This window comes from Halomonas smyrnensis AAD6, from assembly GCF_000265245.1.
Taxonomy (GTDB): domain Bacteria; phylum Pseudomonadota; class Gammaproteobacteria; order Pseudomonadales; family Halomonadaceae; genus Halomonas; species Halomonas smyrnensis.
The window spans coordinates 394,693-414,264 of record NZ_AJKS02000001.1 but is presented as its reverse complement, the minus strand read 5'-3'; the positions used below and the strand labels follow the sequence as shown (position 1 = coordinate 414,264).

At 68.7% G+C, this 19,572-nt stretch carries 19 protein-coding genes; 8 read left to right on the top strand and 11 right to left on the bottom strand.

What is annotated here, in order from left to right; all coding sequences use genetic code 11:
* Nucleotides 1-146 precede the first annotated feature (146 nt).
* Entirely contained in the window at nt 147-812 is a 666-nt protein-coding gene (locus tag UYS_RS0201920; RefSeq protein ID WP_016853800.1) for a phosphoglycolate phosphatase, read from the bottom strand.
* A gap of 279 nt (nt 813-1,091) precedes the next feature.
* On the opposite strand from UYS_RS0201920, the gene UYS_RS0201915 reads away from it, so the two are divergent.
* Nucleotides 1,092-2,387: an NAD(P)/FAD-dependent oxidoreductase gene (locus UYS_RS0201915; RefSeq protein ID WP_016853799.1), complete on the top strand. Its 1,296-nt coding sequence runs from the start codon at nt 1,092-1,094 to the stop codon at nt 2,385-2,387.
* Between the two features lie 73 nt (nt 2,388-2,460).
* Here the strand turns inward: UYS_RS0201915 and UYS_RS0201910 are convergent, their stop codons facing one another.
* The 3 genes from UYS_RS0201910 to rpe all read right to left on the bottom strand — a co-directional run bounded on the left by UYS_RS0201910 (nt 2,461) and on the right by rpe (nt 4,374).
* Nucleotides 2,461-3,306, bottom strand: a complete 846-nt coding sequence (locus tag UYS_RS0201910; protein WP_016853798.1) for a mechanosensitive ion channel family protein — start codon at nt 3,304-3,306, stop codon at nt 2,461-2,463.
* 70 nt (nt 3,307-3,376) lie between these two features.
* Nucleotides 3,377-3,673 (bottom strand): GIY-YIG nuclease family protein, encoded by a 297-nt coding sequence (locus UYS_RS0201905; protein ID WP_016853797.1) that lies wholly within the window; start codon nt 3,671-3,673, stop codon nt 3,377-3,379.
* Nucleotides 3,674-3,675: 2 nt separating this feature from the next.
* Nucleotides 3,676-4,374, bottom strand: a complete 699-nt coding sequence (gene rpe / locus UYS_RS0201900) for a ribulose-phosphate 3-epimerase (RefSeq protein WP_016853796.1) — start codon at nt 4,372-4,374, stop codon at nt 3,676-3,678.
* A 130-nt stretch (nt 4,375-4,504) separates the two neighbouring features.
* Here rpe and ggt point away from each other — a divergent pair, with 130 nt between their 5' ends.
* A complete protein-coding gene (ggt, locus tag UYS_RS0201895; protein ID WP_016853795.1) occupies nt 4,505-6,235 on the top strand; it encodes a gamma-glutamyltransferase in 1,731 nt (576 codons plus the stop codon).
* Nucleotides 6,236-6,344: 109 nt separating this feature from the next.
* Nucleotides 6,345-6,935, top strand: a complete 591-nt coding sequence (locus UYS_RS0201890) for a YajG family lipoprotein (protein ID WP_016853794.1) — start codon at nt 6,345-6,347, stop codon at nt 6,933-6,935.
* 82 nt (nt 6,936-7,017) lie between these two features.
* On the opposite strand, the gene UYS_RS0201885 is transcribed toward UYS_RS0201890, so the two are convergent.
* Together UYS_RS0201885 and UYS_RS0201880 are read right to left on the bottom strand one after the other, a co-directional pair.
* Entirely contained in the window at nt 7,018-7,659 is a 642-nt protein-coding gene (locus tag UYS_RS0201885) for a class I SAM-dependent methyltransferase (protein WP_016853793.1), read from the bottom strand.
* 8 nt (nt 7,660-7,667) lie between these two features.
* Nucleotides 7,668-8,309 (bottom strand): TIGR04211 family SH3 domain-containing protein, encoded by a 642-nt coding sequence (locus UYS_RS0201880; protein WP_016853792.1) that lies wholly within the window; start codon nt 8,307-8,309, stop codon nt 7,668-7,670.
* 396 nt (nt 8,310-8,705) lie between these two features.
* Between UYS_RS0201880 and miaB the strand changes: the two genes are divergently transcribed.
* The 5 genes from miaB to lnt all read left to right on the top strand — a co-directional run bounded on the left by miaB (nt 8,706) and on the right by lnt (nt 14,260).
* Nucleotides 8,706-10,049 carry a tRNA (N6-isopentenyl adenosine(37)-C2)-methylthiotransferase MiaB gene (gene miaB / locus UYS_RS0201875; protein WP_016853791.1) on the top strand — a complete coding sequence of 448 codons (1,344 nt, stop codon included), beginning with the start codon at nt 8,706-8,708 and terminating at the stop codon, nt 10,047-10,049.
* A gap of 237 nt (nt 10,050-10,286) precedes the next feature.
* On the top strand, nt 10,287-11,375 hold the full coding sequence (locus UYS_RS0201870) for a PhoH family protein (protein ID WP_016853790.1): 1,089 nt from the start codon (nt 10,287-10,289) through the stop codon (nt 11,373-11,375).
* Nucleotides 11,372-11,884, top strand: a complete 513-nt coding sequence (gene ybeY / locus UYS_RS0201865; RefSeq protein WP_016853789.1) for an rRNA maturation RNase YbeY — start codon at nt 11,372-11,374, stop codon at nt 11,882-11,884. The genes UYS_RS0201870 and ybeY overlap by 4 nt, the downstream gene beginning before the upstream one ends.
* Complete coding sequence (locus UYS_RS0201860; RefSeq protein WP_016853788.1) at nt 11,881-12,744, top strand: HlyC/CorC family transporter; 864 nt, start codon at nt 11,881-11,883, stop codon at nt 12,742-12,744. Before ybeY ends, UYS_RS0201860 begins: the two co-directional genes overlap by 4 nt.
* A 58-nt stretch (nt 12,745-12,802) precedes the next feature.
* On the top strand, nt 12,803-14,260 hold the full coding sequence (gene lnt, locus UYS_RS0201855; RefSeq protein ID WP_016853787.1) for an apolipoprotein N-acyltransferase: 1,458 nt from the start codon (nt 12,803-12,805) through the stop codon (nt 14,258-14,260).
* 88 nt (nt 14,261-14,348) lie between these two features.
* Here lnt and phaC read toward each other — a convergent pair whose 3' ends face one another.
* The 5 genes from phaC to prmB all read right to left on the bottom strand — a co-directional run bounded on the left by phaC (nt 14,349) and on the right by prmB (nt 19,419).
* On the bottom strand, nt 14,349-16,178 hold the full coding sequence (gene phaC / locus UYS_RS0201850) for a class I poly(R)-hydroxyalkanoic acid synthase (protein WP_016853786.1): 1,830 nt from the start codon (nt 16,176-16,178) through the stop codon (nt 14,349-14,351).
* Nucleotides 16,179-16,264: 86 nt separating this feature from the next.
* Entirely contained in the window at nt 16,265-16,774 is a 510-nt protein-coding gene (locus UYS_RS0201845; RefSeq protein ID WP_016853785.1) for a phasin family protein, read from the bottom strand.
* A 132-nt stretch (nt 16,775-16,906) separates the two neighbouring features.
* On the bottom strand, nt 16,907-17,302 hold the full coding sequence (locus UYS_RS0201840) for a DUF6489 family protein (RefSeq protein ID WP_016853784.1): 396 nt from the start codon (nt 17,300-17,302) through the stop codon (nt 16,907-16,909).
* Between the two features lie 55 nt (nt 17,303-17,357).
* Nucleotides 17,358-18,443 carry a chorismate synthase gene (aroC, locus tag UYS_RS0201835; RefSeq protein ID WP_016853783.1) on the bottom strand — a complete coding sequence of 362 codons (1,086 nt, stop codon included), beginning with the start codon at nt 18,441-18,443 and terminating at the stop codon, nt 17,358-17,360.
* A 19-nt stretch (nt 18,444-18,462) separates the two neighbouring features.
* Nucleotides 18,463-19,419 carry a 50S ribosomal protein L3 N(5)-glutamine methyltransferase gene (gene prmB, locus UYS_RS0201830; protein WP_016853782.1) on the bottom strand — a complete coding sequence of 319 codons (957 nt, stop codon included), beginning with the start codon at nt 19,417-19,419 and terminating at the stop codon, nt 18,463-18,465.
* Between the last annotated feature and the right edge of the window lie 153 nt (nt 19,420-19,572).

The following is a 19,572-nucleotide window of genomic DNA, read 5'->3' as shown; positions in this document are numbered from 1 at the left end:
GAGCATGCCGGTGGCACGGGGAAGGCGGAAGACGGTCGAGGATACGGAAAAAGCCGGCATGATGCGGGGTTCCATCGGCAAGGGCGGAATCGTATATAACGAAAAACAATCAATAATTACATCGTTATAGCGCAACTCGATTTACATTAAACGAGTTGTGCCAGCGATTCAACCGTCGCATCCGGCCCGCTCGCCGCCACCGGCTCGCCGTGGTTATAGCCGTACGGCACGGCCAGGGTGCGGAAGCCCGCCGCCCTGCCCGCGGCGATATCGTGGCGCGAATCGCCGACCATCAGGCAGCGGCCGGGGGCCACGTCGAAGCGCTCGGCGGCGTGGATCAGCGGCAGCGGGTCGGGCTTGCGGCGCGGCAGGCTGTCGCCGCCCAGGCACAGCGAGAAATGCCCGGCGATGCCGGTCGCCTCGAGGATCGGTGCGATGAAGGCCTCGGGCTTGTTGGTCACCAGCACCAGCCGTCGACCGCTGGCCGAGAGCCCCTCCAGCGCCTCGCGCACGCCGGGATACAGGCGAGTTCGCGCGCAGGGCGCCTCGCCGTAGCACGCCAGGAAGCCCTCGTGGGCGGTGCCCAGGAACGCCTCGGCCGGCGCTTCGCCCAGGGCATCGGTCAGCGCGCGCTCCACCAGTGAACGCGAGCCGTTGCCGACCCAGTCGCGCACCTTGTCCTCGCCGGGGGCAGGCAGCCCCAGATCGGTCAGGGCGGCACCCACCGCCGCGGCGAGGTCGGGCACCGAGTCCACCAGGGTGCCGTCCAGGTCGAAGGTGACCAGCGTGATGTCTTCCAGACAGGGGTGCATGGGCGCGTTTCTCTCTTATCCTGGGCGTATCGGTATCGGCGAGTGAAGCATGATTATGCATGTAATATTACGAGAAAATACCGCTCATTTCCTGTCGCCCATAGGCAGGCCAGGGTCGCGGCGTTATGCTGGAGCCAGCCGTTGCCGACTGCAGGGCATGTCCCCTACCTCGGCCGGACGCCGACGACACCCGCCGTGACGCCCGACCGCCGTATCGAGGCTGAGCCCTGACCCGGGCAACTCTTTGCCACGTTCCCACGCATTCAGTCAGGAGTCTCCATGACACTACCACGCATCGTGGTGGTCGGCGGAGGTGCGGGCGGACTCGAGCTGGTCACCCGGCTCGGCCGCAAGCTCGGCAAGCGCAAGCGCGCCGAGATCGTGCTCGTCGATCGCAACCCCACCCACATCTGGAAGCCGCTGCTCCACGAAGTCGCCACCGGCGCGCTGGATTCCGGCCTCGATGAAATCTCCTACCAGGGCCACGCCCGCGCCAACGGCTATCAGTTCCAGCTCGGCACCCTCACCGACCTCGACCGCGACGGCCAGACCCTGACCCTGGCGCCGGTGCTGGACGACGACGGCGAGGAGATTCTCCCCGCCCGCACCCTGCCCTATGACGACCTCGTGCTCTCGCTGGGCAGCGTCAGCAACGACTTCGGCACCCCCGGCGTCGCCGAGCACTGCCACTTCCTCGACAGCCCCCATCAGGCCGAACTCTTCCGTCAGTCAATGCTCAACGCCTTTTTACGCTACAGCGCGCCGCAGGAGACGTCGGCGAAGATGGTGGTGGGCATCGTCGGAGCCGGCGCCACCGGCGTGGAGCTGGCCGCCGAGCTCTACGGCGCCTCCGAAATGCTCAACAGCTACGGCTTCACCACCCTGGACAGCGACCACCTCGAGGTCCACCTGATCGAAGCCGCGCCCAAGGTGCTGCCGGCCCTGCCGGAGCGCATCAGCGGCGCCGTGCACGCCGAGCTGGAGCGCCTGGGGGTCAAGGTGCACGTCGACACCCGGGTCACCGAGGTGAACGACGAGGCCATCATCACCGCCGGCGACGAGCGCATCGACATCGACCTCGGCGTCTGGGCGGCCGGCATCAAGGCGCCGGCGCTGCTCTCCGAGCTCGGACTCTCCACCGAGCGCAACCATCGGCTCAAGGTCGATGCCACGCTCAAGAGCCTCGACGACGAGCACGTCTTCGCCTTCGGCGACTGCGCCAGCTGCCCCCAGGAGGACGGCTCCACGGTGCCGCCACGGGCCCAGGCCGCGCACCAGCAGGCCGACCGCCTGTACAGGAACCTGGTCGCCCGGCTGGACGGCAAGCCGCTCAAGCCCTTCGTGTTCCGCGACCGCGGCTCGCTGATCTCGCTGGCCCACTTCGACGCCATCGGCAGCCTGATGCGCGGCGCCTCGGCGCGCAGCCTGTTCATCGAGGGCCACCTGGCCCGGTTCTTCTACGCCTCGCTCTACCGCATGCACCAGCGGGCGATCCACGGCGCGCTGAAGACCGGCCTGATGGTCGTCGTCGACGGTCTCAACAAGTTCCTCAAGCCGCGCCTCAAGCTGCACTGAGGCATTGAGCACCGCCTGAAACGACACGGGCCCCGGCAAATGCCGGGGCCCGTGTCGTTTCCGAGCGTCAGGCTCAGCGCTCGAGGCTCGCCTCGCCGTCCTTCTCGGGATGGTGATAGACGTGCACGTCGCGCTGCGGGAAGGGAATGCTGATGCCCTCGGCGTCGAAGCGACGCTTGATCTCCTCGGTCATCTCCCAGTAGACGTCCCAGTAGTCCGCGGCCTCGACCCAGGGGCGCACGATCCAGCTGACGGAGGAGTCGCCCATGGCGCTCATGCGGATGTTGGGCGCGGGGTCGGCCAGCACCCGCGGATCGTCGGCCACCACGCTCTCCAGCACCCGGCGCACGACGTCGATGTCATCGTCATAGCCGACGCCGACCACCAGGTCCACCCGGCGGGTGTCGTGGCTGGAGTAGTTGGTGATGGCACCGTTCATCATCTGGCCGTTGGGCACGATGATCTTGCGGTTGTCCGCGGTCTTCAGCTCGGTGGTGAAGATCTGCACGTCGTCGATGGTGCCGGCCACGCCGCCGGCCTCCACGTAGTCGCCGATCTTGTAGGGGCGGAAGATGATCACCAGCACGCCGGCGGCGAAGTTGGCCAGCGAGCCCTGCAGCGCCAGCCCCACCGCCAGGCCGGCGGCACCGATCACCGCGATCAGCGAGGTGGTCTGGATGCCGACCTGGCTGATCGCCGCCAGCACCACGAACACCATCAGCAGCGCATAGAGGATATTGCCCAGGAACTTGATCAGCAGCGGGTCGAGCTTGCCGCGCTGCATGGCCTTGATGCTGAGCGAATGCAGCAGCTTCACCACCCAGCGGCCGACCACGAAGATGGCCAGCGCCGCCACCAGATTGACGGCCAGGCTGGTGCCCTGAAACTGCACGAAGTCGATGATTCCTTGAAGGTCCATAGGCGCTCCCTGTCGTGTTGAGGCCGTGTCGAAGGTCGCGCCGGCACCCGGCCGACGCTATCGACACAGCCTAGGGGAAGGATTCCCCGCTTGCCTGCATGGCTCGCCGCTCGGCCAGCCAGCGGCGCTTGGCCGCGGCGGTGAGGCGCTTCATCGCCGCCTCGCGACGCAGCGCCTCACCGTGTTCACCAATACATTCGTGATATACCAGATGCAAAGGCCCCTTGCCACGCAGCGCCTTGGCGCCCCGCCCCGCGCGATGCTCGCCGAGGCGCCGCGTCACGTCGGTGGTGATGCCGGTGTAGAGGGCCCCGGCGGCCGTCTCGATCACATAGAGATGCCAGCGAGGGACGGCCTCGTCCGTCACGCTCAGGCCTCGGCCAGGGCGCGGCGGAAGTCGGCGATGACGCCGTCGTAGCGGTTCGGGTCGGCCTCGTTTCTGGCCTTGAACACCGCCGAGCCGGCGACGAAGGTATCGGCGCCGGCGCGGGCGATCTCGGCGATGTTGTCGACCTTAACCCCGCCGTCGATCTCCAGGCGGATCGGGCGCCCGGAGGCATCGATACGCCGGCGCGCCTCGCGCAGCTTGTCGAGGGTGCCGGGAATGAACGACTGGCCGCCGAAGCCCGGGTTGACGCTCATCAGCAGCACCATGTCGACCTTGTCCATCACGTAGTCGAGATAGGACAGCGGCGTGGCCGGATTGAACACCAGGCCGGCCTTGCAGCCGCCGTCGCGGATCAGCTGCAGCGAGCGGTCGATGTGCTCGGAGGCCTCGGGATGGAAGGTGATGTAGCTGGCGCCGGCATCGATGAAGTCGCCGATCAGCCGATCCACCGGCTTGACCATCAGGTGGGCGTCGATGGGAGCGGTCACGCCGTGCTTCCGCAGCGCCTCGCAGACCATCGGGCCGATGGTCAGGTTCGGCACGTAATGATTGTCCATGACGTCGAAGTGCACGATGTCGGCGCCGGAGGCGAGGACGTCGTCGACCTCCGCGCCGAGGCGGGCGAAGTCGGCGGAGAGAATCGAGGGGGCAATCTGGAAGTCGGTCGTCGAATCGCTCATGGGAACGGGGTCCTGTCGGGTCACGGTCATGATGGCCGGCATTCTAACAGGAACGCGCGCGACCGCCTTGCACCATCGGCGTTCGGCGACAATAGTGAAGGTTCCGCCGTTCACGACCAAGGAGGCGTCCATGCCTTTCCCCCAGCTGCGCCGTGCCCTCGGCACCGGCCTCTTGAGCGCCGCGCTCGCCGCCCCGAGCGCCGCCCTGGCCCAGTCGGCCATCCTCGAGGGCGAGCGCTTCCACCCCGAGGTGGGCGAACGGGGCATGGTGGCCACCAGCCACTTCCTGGCCTCGCAGGTCGCCCATGACGTGCTCGCCGACGGCGGCAACGCCGTGGATGCGGCGGTCACCGCCGGCTTCGCCCTGGCGGTGACCCAGCCGCGCTCGGGCAACATCGGCGGCGGCGGCTTCATGCTGATCTCCGACGAGGACAGCGGCGAGGTGATCGCCATCGACTATCGCGAGACCGCGCCGGCCGCCGCCACCGAGACCATGTTCCAGGACGAGGACGGCAACGCCGTCTCCGAGTGGTCGCGCTTCACCCACCGCGCCGCCGGGGTCCCCGGCACCGTGGCCGGCCTGGCGCTGGCCCTCGAGGAGTACGGCACCCTGAGCCTGGCCGAGGCGCTGGCACCGGCGATCCGCCTGGCCGAGGACGGCTTCGTGGTGCCCCAGCGGTTCGTCGACGGCGTGGCCGAGGCCGGCGAACGCCTGACGAAATGGGACGCCACCGAGGCGATGTTCTACAAGCAGGACGGCAGCCCCTACGCCGTGGGCGAGACCTTCCGCCAGCCGGACCTCGCCGCGACGCTCAAGCGCATCGCCGAGCAGGGGGCACGGGAGTTCTACGAGGGCGAGACCGCCGAGCTGATCGTCGCCGAGATGGAGCGCCACGACGGCCTGATCACCCGCGAGGACCTGGCCGGCTACCAGGCGGAGATCCGCGAACCCAGCCACGGCACCTACCGCGGCCACGACGTCTACGCCATGAGCCCGCCCTCCTCCGGCGGCGCCCACATCGTGCAGATGCTCAATATCCTCGAGGCCTACGACATCGACGAGCTGGGCTTCGGCGCCGCCGACACCATGCACCTGATGGCCGAGGCCATGAAACGCGCCTATGCCGACCGCGCCGAGTACCTGGGCGACACCGACTTCGTCGACGTGCCGCTCGAGGGGCTGACCTCCGAAGGCTACGCCGACGAGCTGCGCGCCGAGATCGCCATCGACCGCGCCACGCCCAGCGACGAGATCGCCGCCGGCGACCCGGCGCCCTATGAGTCCAACGAGACCACCCACTTCTCGATCGCCGATGACGACGGCCTGGCGGTCTCCAACACCTACACCATCAACTTCAGCTACGGCTCTGGCATCGTCGTGGACGGCGCGGGCTTCCTGCTCAACAACGAGATGGACGACTTCTCCGCCAAGCCCGGCGTGCCCAACGCCTACGGCCTGATCGGCGGCGAGGCCAACAAGATCGAGCCCGGCAAGCGCATGCTGTCGTCGATGACCCCGACCATCGTCAAGCGCGACGGCGAGAACTTCCTGGTCACCGGCAGCCCCGGCGGCTCGCGGATCATCACCACCACCCTGCAGGTGCTGATGAACGTCATCGACCACGACATGAACGTTCAGTCGGCGGTGAGCGCCCCGCGCCTGCACCACCAGTGGCTGCCCGACGAGCTGCGCGTCGAGGCCGGCTTCAGCCCCGACACCCTGTCGCTGCTCGAGGCCCGAGGCCACACCATCAGCCAGCAGTCCGCCATGGGCGCCGCTCAGTCGATCGTGATCGACGACGACCGCTTCTACGGCGGCGCCGATCCGCGCCGTTCCACCTCTTCGGCGATGGGGCTCTAGCCCATCCCTCGGCCGTGCCGCCGCTCGGCGGCACGGCCGTTCATCGACATGATGCGCCGCGAGAAGAGTCGCTATACTCGGGCCTTTGCGACCGACAAGGAGACCGCCCATGACGACTCGACGCCTTCTCGGCCTCGGCCTGATGCTGCTGGCCACCAGCGGGCTCGCCGGCTGCGCCGGCCCCCACTATCTGACGCCGGATCCCAAGCGCAGCGTCCAGGTGCCGGCCGCCGGTCAGGGCCAAGAGGTCAGCGTGACCGCCCGGGACACTCGCCAGGAGGCGGTAATCGGCACCCGCTCCGGCAGTGCCGGCTCCACGGCGGTGGTGATCGTCGATCCGGGCGAGCTGACGCCCCGCCTGCAGGCCGAGGCCGAGCGCGCGGTGCGCGACATGGGCTTCCGGCCGGTCGGCGAGGCCGCACCGGGCCGGCCCGGCCTGACGCTGACCCTGAAGCGGCTCGAATACGGCCGCGGCGACGCCCCGCCGATGGTCGGCAGCGTGCGCCTGACGGCGGTGCTGGAGGCCGAGGCCCAGAACGACGGCACCACTTACACCGGCAGCTACACCGCGCGCCGCACCCAGCAATACGCGGTGAAGCCGGATCGCGAGGCCAACCAGGCGATGATCGAGGAGCTGCTCTCCGATGCCCTGGACCGCGCCTTTCGCGATCCGGAGCTGGCGGGCCTGCTGGCGCGCTGATCACGCTTGCGTCACCACGCCCCCGATGGAAACGCGGGCCCGCCGGCGCGACGCCGACGGGCTCGTGTGGTGAACGGCGCGATCAGCCGCCCCGAGGGCCGCGGCGCGTCAGCGACCAGACGCTCTCGCGAAAGCCGCTGCCCGGCTCGGGCTCGCCCTCTTCCAGGTGCACCACCTCGAAGTTGGGGGCGAACAGCTCGCGAATCTCGTCGGCGCCGACGCTGAAGGGCGGCCCACCCTCGTCCCCGGGGGCTCGGGTCAGGCCGATCAGGAGCCCCTGGCTGCCGGGCGGCAGCAGCTGGGCCAGGTGGAAGGCGTAGCGCTGGCGGGTCGCCTCGGGCAGCGCGATCAGCGCCGCCCGATCATAGAAGGCCCCCAGCTCGGCGGCGGCCTCGATATGGAAGTGGAAGAAGTCGCCGCGCCACAGCTCCACGCTGCCCTGGCGGCTGATGTCGAAGCCGTCGCCCCGATAGCGGGAGACCTCACCCTCGCCCTCCGCCAGAAACTGCTCGATGGCCTCGTCGGCCAGCTCGATGCCCAGCACCGGATAGCCTTCGCCGGCCAGCCAGCGCATGTCCAGGCTCTTGCCGCACAGCGGCACCAGCACCTTGGTACCGGGTGCCGCGCCCAGCGTCGGCCAGTAACGCACCAAGGCCGGATGGGCCTCGTGGCGATGGAAGCCGATGCGTCCCTCGCGCCAGCGCGCGAGCCACTCGTTGTCCATGGCCGGCCTCAGAACCAGCGGTCGCGCTTGCGGCGACGACGCGGCAGGTGCGGCACGATCAGGCCCACCAGCAGCCCGGCACCGGCCACCCCGCCGCCGTACATGAAGTAGCGCATCAGCAGGTCTTCCTCCTGGGTATCCAGGCGCGCCTGCAGCTGGCGCACCCGGGCACCGGCGTCCTCGCTCTCCGAGGCCAGCGCCTGATTGCGCTGCTCGAGTTCGGCGATGCGCTGCTCGCGCACGTCGAGGGTCTCGGTGACCGAGGCCATGCGACTCTCCCAGGTCTCATTGATCCCCGAGAGCTCCTCGGAGAGCTCCTCCACTCGCGCCTCCAGCTCGGGCAGCCGGACCTTGGCGCTGGGCTCGCCCTGCAGGTCGCTCGAGGGCACCCAGACCACGTCGCCGCTCTGGCTGCGCACGCGGCTGTAGTCGCCCTGGGTCTCGAGCAGCTCGACCGGGTCGCCGGCGGTCAGGGTACCGACGATGCGATAGCCGTCGGTGGGGCCGCTGCGCACGAAGGTGGTGAGGTCGCCGGACACCCAGCGCGCATCGGCGTTCTGGGCGTCGTCCTGCTGGGCCTGCACCGGCAGGGCCAGGGCCCCGAGCAGTGCGCCCAGCGTCATCAGTGTCTTGTATCGTTGCATCGTCATGCGTCGTCCTGGCTGTCCAAGGCTCTGTGTCCGCCGCTCGCGGCGATGGCGGTCGTGACCGGACCATCCCTGCCCGGTCCGCCGAGATGAGAGTGCGTCTCCGGATCATCCACAGCATCTGTGGACAAGTGTCGGGAAAACCGCTGGAAACCCGCGGCCAGGCGGCATGGCTGCCGATACGGCAACATTTCGGTCATTTCCTGACCACCTCGCCGGCGCCTCCGAAGCCGCCAAGGGTACCACAGGCCCGCGCGCCGGGCGTTCCGCGCACTCTGGCCCCGTCCCGACTGGGCGCGTATAATCTTCGCTCTCAATCGGACGGCCCTGCCGGCCGCCTCTCCTGCGAACGAATATCCACCGGTGCAACGTCGGGCCCAGGCGCCACGACCTATTCTTATGGCGAAGAAACTCTTCATCAAGACGCATGGCTGCCAGATGAACGAGTACGATTCCGCGCGCATGGCGGATCTGCTCGGAGAATCCCACCAGCTGGAGCTCACCGACGACGAGCGCGATGCCGACGTCATCCTGCTCAACACCTGCTCGATCCGCGAGAAGGCCCAGGAGAAGGTCTTCCACCAGCTCGGCCGCTGGAAGAAGCTCAAGGACGCCAACCCGGATCTGGTCATCGGCGTGGGCGGCTGCGTCGCCAGTCAGGAAGGCGAGGCGCTGCGCAAGCGCGCGCCCCAGGTCGACATGGTCTTCGGCCCCCAGACCCTGCACCGGGTGCCGTCGATGCTCGACGCCCGCCAGGACAACCAGATCTCGGTGGTCGACGTGACCTTCCCCGAGGTGGAGAAGTTCGACCACCTGCCCAAGCCGAACTCCGACGGCGCCACCGCCTTCGTCTCGGTGATGGAAGGCTGCTCCAAGTACTGCACCTTCTGCGTGGTGCCCTACACCCGCGGCGAGGAGGTCTCGCGGCCCTTCGAGGCGGTGATGGACGAGGTCATCCACCTGGCCGATCAGGGCGTGCGCGAGATCAATCTGCTGGGCCAGAACGTCAACGCCTACCGCGGCGAGAACCAGCTCGGCGAGGAGATCGACCTGGCCGAACTGATCGCCTGCGTGGCGGCGGTGGAAGGCATCGACCGCATCCGCTTCACCACCTCGCACCCGGTGGAGTTCTCCGACAGCCTGATCGAGGCCTACGGCGAGATCCCGGAGCTGGTCAGCCACCTGCACCTGCCGGTGCAGGCCGGCTCCGACCGCATCCTGGCGGCCATGAAGCGCGGCCACACCGTCGAGGAGTATGTGGACAAGATGGAGCGCATCCGTGCGCTGCGTCCGGACATCAGCTTCTCCTCGGACTTCATCATCGGCTTCCCCGGCGAGACCGAGGAAGACTTCGCGAACACCATGGACCTGATCGGTCGCATCGGCTTCGACGTGTCCTTCAGCTTCGTCTACTCGGCCCGCCCCGGCACCCCGGCCGCCGGCCTCGAGGACGACACGCCGGAAGCGATCAAGAAGCAGCGCCTGGCGATCCTGCAGGAGCGCATCAACCAGCAGGCCATGCAGATCAGCCGCCGCATGGTGGGCACCGTCCAGCGCGTGCTGGTCACCGGCTTCTCGCCGAAGGACCCGGGCCAGCTGTCCGGCCGCACCGAGAACAACCGGGTGGTCAACTTCCGCGCGCCGAACCCCACCGAGCTGATCGGCTACTTCGTCGACGTGGAGATCACCGAGGCGCTGCCCAACTCGCTGCGCGGTGATCTGGCCTCGCCGGAGCGTTTCTAAACGCCGGCACGACACGATGGGCTGATGCACGGGCACAAGGGGCGCCGGGGACAGGCCGAAGAGGAGGTCCTACGCCATGGATGGCGTCGGTAGCGCCCAGGGATGGGTTCACAGCGTCTCCTCGAAGGCCTGTCGCCGGATCAGCCCCGCCCTGTTTCCGAGCCCCCTTCATTGCCCTTGTAGCTTCCGGGGCAGTAAGCTGACCCCGACATCCATCAACTCACGGACTTGCCCGTCTTGAGCCAGCCAGCAGCCTCCGCGGCCAACCGCGTCATCACCCTGAATCTCGAGCCCAACGATCCCCAGCGCCTGGCCAACCTCTGCGGCCAGCAGGACGAGCACCTCAAGCTGATCGAGGAGCGCCTCGGCGTCACCCTGCGCAACCGGGGCAACGTCTTCCAGCTGGCCGGCCCCGGCCCCCGGGTCAAGGCCGCCTCCAACGTCGTCGAGCACCTCTATCGCGAGACCGAGGCCGGCGAGCTGACCCCGGACACCGTGCACCTGTTCCTGCAGGAATCCGGCCTCGAGGCCCTAGAGGAGGAAGAAGGCGGCAGCGGCGACGGCGAGGTGCTGCTGCGCACGCCCAAGGCGCTGATCAAGCCCCGCGGGCTCAACCAGCAGAGCTACGTCTCGAGCATCCGCGACCACGATATCAACTTCGGCATCGGCCCGGCCGGCACCGGCAAGACCTACCTGGCCGTCGCCGCCGCGGTGGAAGCGCTGAACCAGCAGCAGGTGCGCCGCATCCTGCTGGTGCGTCCGGCGGTCGAGGCCGGCGAGAAGCTCGGCTTCCTGCCCGGCGACCTGGCGCAGAAGATCGACCCCTACCTGCGCCCGCTCTACGACGCCCTGTACGAGATGATCGGCTTCGAGCAGGTCGCCAAGCTGATCGAGCGCCAGGTGATCGAGATCGCGCCGCTGGCCTACATGCGCGGGCGCACCCTGAACAACGCCTTCATCATCCTCGACGAGAGCCAGAACACCACCCGCGAGCAGATGAAGATGTTCCTGACCCGCATCGGCTTCGGCTCCACCGCGGTGATCACCGGCGACATCACCCAAGTCGACCTGCCCCGCGGCCAGGCCTCCGGGCTGATCCAGGTGCTCGACGTGCTCAGCGGCACCCCGGGCATCGGCGTCACCCACTTCGCCGCCAAGGACGTGGTCCGCCACCCCCTGGTGCAGCGCATCATCGAGGCCTACGACCAGTTCGAGGCCGAGGAAGAAGCCCAGGCACGCGCCAAGCGCGAGGCCCGCGAGCAGGAGCGCGAGGCCATCCGCCAGGAACGCCTCGAGCGACAGAACGGCCGCGAGGACGAGGAATGAGCCTGGCCGAGGTCGACCGCCAGCGGGCCATCGACGCCGATGGCCTGCCGAGCCAGGCCGAGCTCGAGGCCTGGGTGGGCGCGGTGCTGGCCCGGCTGCCCGACGAGGAACGTCACGAGCTGACGGTGCGCTTCGTCGACGCCGAGGAGAGCCAGGCGCTCAACCGCGACTACCGCAGCAAGGACAAGCCCACCAACGTGCTGTCCTTCCCCTTCGAGTGTCCGCCGGGCGTGCCGCTGCCGCTGCTCGGCGATCTGGTGATCTGCCATCCGGTGGTGATCGACGAGGCCCGCGATCAGGACAAGGCGCTCGGCGATCACTACGCTCATATGGTGGTTCACGGCACCCTGCACCTGATGGGCTACGACCATATCGAGGACGACGAAGCCGAGGTCATGGAAGCGCTGGAGCGAGAGATCCTCGCCGGCCTCGGCATCGCCGACCCCTATCGGGCCTCCGGCCCGGCGCATCGCGATTCCGACCCCGATGACGAGAGAGCCGACGCATGAGCGAAGACCGATCGACCGGCCAGGGCCAAAGGTCCTGGCTCGATAAGTTGTTCAGCGCGCTGTCCAGCGACAGCGACGAGCCCAGCTCGCGAGACGAGCTGCTGGAGTTCCTGCGCCAGGCGGCGACCCGCCTCAAGCTCGAACAGGACGCCATGATGATCATCGAGGGCGCCCTGAACATCAGCGATCAGCAGGTGCGCGAGGTGCTGATCCCGCGCTCCCAGATCACCGCCATCGGCCTCGACCAGCCGCTGGAGGAGTACCTGCCGCTGATCCTCGAGACCGGCCACTCGCGCTACCCGGTCGTCGGCGAGAATCTCGACGAGGTGAAGGGCATCCTGCTGGTCAAGGACCTGCTGCCGCTGCTGCGCCAGGGCAACGACCACCCCTTCCGGCTCGAGGAGGTGCTGCGCCCGGCCATGTTCGTGCCGGAATCCAAGCGCCTGAACAGCCTGCTCAAGGAATTCCGCGACACCCACAACCACATGGCCCTGGTGGTGGACGAATACGGCGGCACCGCCGGCATCATCACCATCGAGGACATCCTCGAGGAGATCGTCGGCGACATCGAGGACGAGCACGACACCGACGAGGAAGAGGACATCCGCGCCCTCGGCGAGTCGCGCTACGCGATCCGTGCCCTGACCCCCATCGAGGACTTCAACGAGCGCTTCGGCACGCGCTTCTCCGACGAGGAGTTCGACACCCTCGGCGGCCTGGTGATGCAGCGCTTCGGCCACCTGCCCGGCCGCGGTGAGCACACCGAGATCGGCGGCTGGCGCTTCACCGTGCTCAACGCCGACAATCGCCGCATCCGCCTGCTGGAAGCCGAGCCGGCCTCGGAGTCCGCCGAGGACTGATCCGCTCACCGATTTTCCCCGGCCATTTTCCGTCGGCTTTTTCACCAAGGACGGTGCCATGACGCCCCCTCGCCTTCATCGGTTCCTCGGGCCCCTGGCGGCGATCGCCGCCGGCGTGCTCACGACCCTCTCCGCCGCCCCGTTTCATCTCTGGTGGCTGGCCCCGGTGGCCGCCGGCCTGCTCTATGCCGGGCTGCCATCGCTCTCCGCCCGCCAGGCCGCCTGGCGGGGCTGGTGCTACGGGCTCGGCCTGTTCGGCGCCGGCGCGTCCTGGGTCTATGTCTCGATCCACGACTACGGCTATACCGGCGTGCCCCTGGCGCTGGCGCTGACCGCGCTGTTCGTCGCCGCCCTGTCGCTGTTCTTCGCCGTCACCCTGGGCCTCTACCGGCGCCTGTGCGGGCCGCGGCTGTCGGTGCTGACCTTCGCCGGCGCCTGGGTGCTGGGCGAGGCGCTGCGCACCTGGCTGTTCACCGGCTTCCCCTGGCTGCTGCTGGGCAGCGGCCAGGTGGACTCGCCGCTGGCACCCTGGGCGCCGGTCGGCGGCGTCTATTGGCTGTCGCTGATCGTGGCCCTCAGCGGGGCGCTCGGCGTGTCGCTGCTGCGCCGGCGCTGGTGGGCCGCCCTGCCGCTGGCGGTGCTGTGGCTGGTGCCGCTGGCGTTGCCCACCCAGTGGACGACGCCCGCCGGCGAGCCGCTGCGCGTCGCCCTGCTGCAGGGCAACCTGCCCCAGCTGATCAAGTGGACGCCGGAGGGCCAGCGCCAGGCCGCCAACACCTATCTGTCGCTGACCGCCGAGCTGGACGAGGCCCCGGATCTGGTAATCTGGCCCGAGGCGGCGCTGCCGATGTTCGCCGACCAGGCCCGGCCGATCCTCGAGCGCGCCCAGACCCTGCTGCCGCCCCAGAGCACCCTGCTCACCGGCATCCTGACCCGCGAGGACGACCGCTACTACAACGGCGTGCTCGACGTCGCCGACGGCGAGACCTACCTCAAGCGCCACCTGGTGCCGTTCGGCGAGTACCTGCCGCTGGAGCCGCTGCTGCGCGGCGCCATCGCCTTCTTCGACCTGCCGATGCCGGCCATGACCCCGGGGCCGGCCCATCAGGCGCCGCTGGACGCCGCCGGCACCCGCATCGGCAACGCCATCTGCTACGAGATCATCTACGCCGACCTGGTGGCCCGCCAGGCGCGTCGCTCGAACGTGATCCTCACGGTCTCCAACGACACCTGGTTCGGCGCCTCCATCGGCCCGCTGCAGCACCTGCAGATGGCCCGGCTGCGGGCGCTGGAGAACGGCCGTCCGGTGATCCGTGCCACCAGCAACGGCGTCACCGCGCTGATCGATGACCGGGGCCGGGTCATCGACCGTGCGCCGCAGTTCGAGGTCGCGACCCTCACCGGCGAGGTCTCGCCGATGCAGGGCCTCACGCCCTTCTCGCGCCTCGGCAGCTGGCCGGTGTGGCTGCTCGGCGCGCTGCTGGTGCTGCCCGGCCTCAGGCGTCGCAAGGCGTAGGCTCGACGCCACCAAGCAACCCAGAACGACGACACCCCGCTGCCAGGCAGCGGGGTGTCGTCGTTTCGAGCGTCAGAAGGCGGCGGCGTCAGGCCTGGGGCTCGCCCAGCACCTCGGGGATGGTCATGCGCACGAAGCGCCCGGGCGCCGGCTCGAGGATATCCAGCTCGCCGTCGCCCGGCTGGCGCGCCGGCACCATCTTCTCGGCGTCGGCGTAGCCGTTGTCGGTCATCCAGGCCTGCCAGTTCGGCCACCACGAGCCTTCGTGGGCCTCGGCCCCTTCCAGCCACTCCTCCGGGGTCGGCGGCAGCGCGTCGTTGGTCCAGAAGCCGTACTTGTTCTTGTGCGGCGGATTAACGATACCGGCGATATGGCCGGACCCGCCCAGCACGAACTTCACCGGCCCCTTGGGCAGCAGGGCCCCGTAGTAGGTGCTGTTCCACTTGGCGATGTGATCGTCGCGGGTGGAGACGAAGTAGCTCGGCACCGAGATCTTGCGCAGGTCGATCTTCACGCCATCGAGCTCGATGCCGCCGGGCTCGACCAGGCGGTTCTCGGCATAGAGATGGCGCAGATACCAGCCGTGGGTGGCCGCCGGCAGGTTGGTGCCGTCGGTGTTCCAGTACAGCAGGTCGAAGGGCGCCGGGATGTCGCCCTTGAGGTAGTTGTTGATGTAGAAGGACCAGAACAGGTCGTTCTCGCGCAGCAGGTTGAAGGAGTAGGCCATGATGCGCCCGTCCAGGTAGCCGTCCTGCTCGAGCTTGGCCTCGATGCCGCTGAGCACCGGCTCGCCGAGGAAGACACCGATCTCGCCGGGATCGCGGAAGTCCCACAGGCTGGTCATGTAGGTCGCCGACTTGACCTTGCGCCCGCGCCGGGTGCTGGTCAGGTAGGCCACCGTGGAGCCGGCCAGGGTGCCGCCGACGCAATAGCTCAGCAGGTTGACCGACTTCTCGCCGGTGGCCTGCTCGATCGCCTCCATGGCGTTGATCGGGCCCAGCTGCATGTAGTCGGCCCAGGTCAGGTCACCCTGTTCGGGGCCGGGATTGCGCCACGAGATCAGGAACACGGTGTGGCCCTGGTCCACCAGCCACTTGACCAGGGAGTTGTCCTGGCGAAGGTCGAGGATGTAGTACTTGTTGATCCAGGGCGGCACGATCAGAAGCGGCGTCTTGAACGTCTGCTCGGTGGTCGGCGCGTACTGGATCAGCTGGATCAGCTCGTTCTCGTACACCACCGAGCCCGGCGTGACGGCGATGTTCTCGCCCACGGTGAAGGCGCTGCGGTCGGTCATGGTGACATTCAGCCCCTCGGCGGAGGCCAGCAGGTCCTGGCGCAGCCGGGCCAGCCCCTCGACCAGATTCTCGCCGCGGGTCTCGATAGTGCGGCGCATGACCTCGGGATTGGTGGAGACGAAGTTGGTCGGCGCCATGGCGTTGACCAGCTGGCGCGCGTAGAAGGCCAGGTTGCGTTTCTGCTCGGCGGACAGCCCGTCGAGGCGCTCGATCAGCTCCTCGACCCAGCGCGAGAACAGCAGGTACTGCTGCATGATGGCGAGATAGTGCGGGTCGCTGGTCCAGGCCTCGTCCTGGAAGCGGCGATCCCCCCTGGCCGGCGTGATCAGCGGCTCCACGGCCTCGCCGGCCAGGGCGCGCATACCGTTCTGCCACAGCTGGAACTGGTCCTGCACCAGGCGCGCCTGGGTCTCCCACAGCAGGGTCGGATCCTGCATCAGCGATTCCGCCCCGGCCTGGAAGGCCTCGCGCATGTGGGCATGGACGGACTGGGCCGCGTCATCCGGCACCATCCGCGGAATCAGGTCCTCCAGGAGGGCCTTGTACTCCTCGCCGATCGCCTGGATCTGGGCGCTCCAGGCCTCCAGTTCGGCCTGCGAGAATGCTTCACTCCCTGGCTGCATTGACACCTCCTGTCGCGCTGTCATAAACGCACGACCACCGCCCCTCGCACCACGGGGCGGTGGCCATCACATAGCGGGTCGTACGATCAGCTGGCGCTACCGCCGCTGCTGCGCTTGCGCGTGGCCTGGCTGGTGGACTTGGCCGGCGCCGGCTTCTCGGCGGCGGGCTTCTCCGCCGCCGCGGGCTTCTCGGTCGCCGTGGGCTTGGCGGCCGCCGCGGCAGGCTTGGCCGCCTCGGCGGCCTGGCCGGCCTGCTCGGCAAAGGCCTGTCCGGATTCGGTGTAGAGCTGCTCGAGCTCGGCCTTGAACTTGAGGCTCATCTCGCCGAGCGTGCGGGCATCCTCCAGCATCTGCTGGGAGAGCGCGTTCATCATCTCGGCCTGGCGGGTGCCGAAGTCGCGCAGACTTTCGGCATCGTTGATCTCGGTGGCGTCGCGCAGGCGCTCGGTCCCCATCTGGCTGTAGCGCTTGAGGGACTCCATCTGGTACTCGCTGACGCGCTCCATGTTCTGAAGCATCAGCGAGTTCAGCTTGCGCATGGGCTCGAAGAACTGGCGGGTCTGTTCGTTGAAGGCATCGAACGTCTTGTCCTGCATGGTCGCTCCTCCCGAGGGAATGCTGACGAAAGCCGTGCTGCACTGCACAAAGACTAGTCTTGCACGCCTGCCGTTGCAAGCGCATGACAGGCGTCGAGTCCCGCTGGAAAAGCGCGCGAGCCGCGCGCGGCATCAGCCCTCGCGCTTGCCCCGGGAGCGGGCGCTGGCGGCCGAGGCTCCGCCGCCCGAGCCACCCTCGGCACCACCGCCCGGGTCACCCCCGGCGCTGCCGCCCTCCCCGCCACGGTTTCCCGCGGCGGCCTTGCTGAGCATGTCGAGCATCATCTGCTGGTAGTTGCCGAAGCTGGCCAGGCCCTGGGACAGCCCCTGCTGGAAGCCGGGCTGCTGGAACATCGACTGCTGCAGGAAGGGCTGCATCAGGCTCATGGGGTCGTAGCCCTCGACGCCGGATTCCATCTGCTTCTGGATGCGCGCCAGCAGCTCCTGCTGGAAGGCCTCCACGTCGGGCAGGCCCAGGGCGCGGCGAAACTCGTCCGGGGTCAGGTCGAACTCGACGTTGATCTTCATATGACCGCCTTGTCGAAGATGGGTGGCTGTGCCGATCAGTGTAGCAGTCGTGGCCTCAGGACAGCCGCGGCGTGCTCACGCTGACGTCGGCGTTCTGGCCGCGATGGCGCAGCAGATGATCCAGCAGGGTCAGGGCCATCATGGCCTCGGCGATCGGCGTGGCGCGAATGCCCACGCAGGGATCGTGGCGCCCCTTGGTGACCACCTCCACCGGATTGCCGTCCAGATCGATGGACTGCCCCGGCGTGGTGATGCTGGAGGTCGGCTTGAGCGCCAGATGCGCGACGATCGCCTGGCCGCTGGAGATGCCGCCCAGCACACCGCCGGCATGGTTGGAGAGAAAGCCCTCCGGGGTCATCTCGTCGCGATGCTCGCTGCCGCGACTTGCCACCGCGGCGAAGCCGTCGCCGATCTCCACGCCCTTGACCGCGTTGATGCTCATCAGCCCGTGGGCCAGCTCGGCGTCCAGCCGGTCGAACACCGGCTCGCCGAGCCCCGGCGGTACGCCTTCGGCGACCACCGAGACCTTGGCCCCCACCGAGTCCTGATCGCGACGCAGCTGGTCCATGTAGGCCTCGAGCTCAGGCACCCGGTCCGGATCGGGGCAGAAGAAGGGGTTCTGCTCGACGGCCTCCCACTGCTTGAAGTCGATGGCGATGGGGCCGAGCTGGCTCATGTAGCCGCGGATGGTGATGCCCTGGCTCGCCAGGTACTTCTTGGCGATGGCCCCGGCCGCCACGCGCATGGCGGTCTCGCGGGCGCTGGAGCGTCCGCCGCCGCGATAGTCGCGGATACCGTACTTGTGCTGGTAGGTATAGTCGGCGTGGGCCGGGCGGAACTGGTCCTTGATCTTCGAGTAGTCCTTGGAGCGCTGGTCGGTGTTCTCGATCACAAGGCCGATCGAGGTGCCGGTGGTCACGCCCTCGAAGACGCCGGACAGGATGCGCACCCGGTCCAGCTCCTGACGCTGGGTGGTATGGCGCGAAGAGCCGGGACGCCGACGGTCGAGGTCGCGCTGCAGGTCCTCCTCGGTCAGCGGCAGGCCCGGCGGGCAGCCGTCGACGATGGCGCCGAGCGCCGGGCCGTGGCTCTCGCCGAAGGTGGTGACGGTGAACAACTTGCCGAAGGTATTGCCGGACATGGGCGTGCCTCTTGACTGCTCAGCTGAAGGACGCCGCATGGGCGTCGAGTTCCGCGGCGGTGAGGGCAAACACGCCCTGGCCGCCGCGCTCGAATTCCAGCCACAGGAAGGGCACCTCGGGGAAGGCGGCCTCCAGGTGGCGATCGGAGTTGCCGACCTCGACGATCAGCACGCCGTCGTCGGTCAGATGGTCGCGGGCCTCGCGCAGGATGCGCCGCACGATGTCCAGGCCGTCGTCGCCGGCGCCCAGCGCCAGGCCCGGCTCGTGGCCGAACTCGGCGGGCATGGTGGCCAGATCGCGCGCGTCCACGTAGGGCGGGTTGGAGACGATCAGGTCGTAGCGCTCGCCCTGGAGGCCGGCGAACAGGTCCGACTCGACGGCCCGCACCCGGTCGGCGACGTCATGGCGGGCGATGTTCTGCCGCGCCACCGCTAGCGCCTCGGGGCTGATGTCGGCCAGGTCGACCTCGCAGGTCGCCAGGTACAGGGCGGTGGCCAGGCCGATGCAGCCCGAGCCGGTGCACAGGTCGAGCACCCGCGCCGGCGGCTCCATCGGGAACCAGGCGCCGAAGCCGTGCTCGATCAGCTCGGCGATCGGCGAGCGCGGAATCAGCACCCGCTCGTCGACGCTGAACGGCAGGCCGGCGAAGAAGGCCTCGCCGAGCAGGTAAGGCAGCGGGCGACGGCTGGTGATGCGCTCGCGCACCAGGGCCACGATGCGCGCACGCTCCATGGGCAGCAGGCGGGCATCCTGCACCCCGGGATCGACGTCCCACGGCAGGTGCAGGGCGCCGAGCGTCAGCGCCACGGCCTCGTCCCAGGCGGAGTCGGTGCCGTGCCCGTAGTGCAGGCCGGCCAGGTGAAACTCGCTGGCGGTCCAGCGCAGGCAGTCCCTGAGCGTGATCAGCCCCTCGGCGAGGGCCTCATCGGAGAGCGTCAGGGTCGAAGCGGACGAGGAAGCGGAAGGTTCGGCCACGAGACATCCTGTGGTTGACGGTTGGAAAGCGGCAAGGCCCGTGATTGTAACCGCGGCGGCGGTTCACAGCCACGTCAGGGCCGGTATACTCGAGTCTCTCGCGACGCGCCCGCCGAGGCCGACGCGTCGTCATCGCCTCGTTTCCCCTGCCAC